This is a genomic window from Megasphaera massiliensis, from assembly GCF_000455225.1.
Lineage (GTDB): Bacteria > Bacillota > Negativicutes > Veillonellales > Megasphaeraceae > Megasphaera > Megasphaera massiliensis.
In genome coordinates this window covers 1-892 of record NZ_HF954541.1, presented here as the reverse complement: position 1 = coordinate 892, position 892 = coordinate 1, and the positions used below count along the sequence as shown (strand labels likewise).

Here is an 892-nt window from a genome sequence, read left to right as displayed (position 1 = left end):
CTAAAGGATATATTAAAAGGGGGTCTTGTTTATTATAATAGCCCATTAATATGTACACACCGTAACAGTACTATTTCATTTGTGTAACAAATTTTGATTTTTTGTGACTTCGGAGGTTGATTGACGATGATGTGGCTGGCAATTGCCATTAGCAGTGCCGTGCTCTTTGGTCTGGCCGGCTGGTGGATGAAAGTAAGCCAAATGCGCGGCGGAAATGCCAATGTCCTGCTGCTGGGCCTTTATGTATCAGGAACAGCCGGGTTTGGCGTTCATGCCGCTGTGGAAGGAACAATTAGCCTGCTGGCCGATTACCGGATATGGATAGCGGGCTGCATTATTGGAGCTGGCTCGGCGATCGGCAACGCGATTTTTATGAAGGCGTTGGAGTATGGCCCTGCCAGTCTGACCTCCCCACTGACCAATCTGAATATTGTACTGGTCGTGGCCTTGGGAACATTCGTATACGGAGAGCGCATCCATTGGAGTGAAGCCATTGGCATTGCTCTGCTCTTGCTGGCGGTAGCGATGATTTCCTATAAGAAAAACAATTCAAGTTCAACTACTCTTGAGAAACGCTGGTTCATTCTTGTTGGTGTCGCAGTTATCCTGTTCGCTTTTCGCAATGGCGGACTGAAAATAACAGAGGAGCTTGGGCTGCCAAGCGCTCCGGTTCTATTTATTGGCTACGCTTTGTCACTGCTCTGGTTTATTCGCCCGCTGCTGCAAGCTCGCGCCGACAGGCAGGCTGCGGCAACTGGATTGAAGCTTGGGCTTTTGGCTGGAGTATTCTCCTACGGCGGACTGCACTTATACACTGTCGCTCTTACTACAGGACCCGCCAATCTGGCAGCCCCTATCTTCGCAACCAACAGCTTAGTCGTCGCGTTAGGCG

At 49.9% G+C, this 892-nt stretch carries 1 protein-coding gene; it reads left to right on the top strand.

The genetic code is table 11. The annotated features are described in order from the left end of the window. Window positions 1-186 precede the first annotated feature (186 nt). A partial coding sequence (locus TX77_RS10490) for an EamA family transporter (RefSeq protein WP_420891010.1) occupies window positions 187-892 on the top strand: 706 nt, incomplete at its 3' end.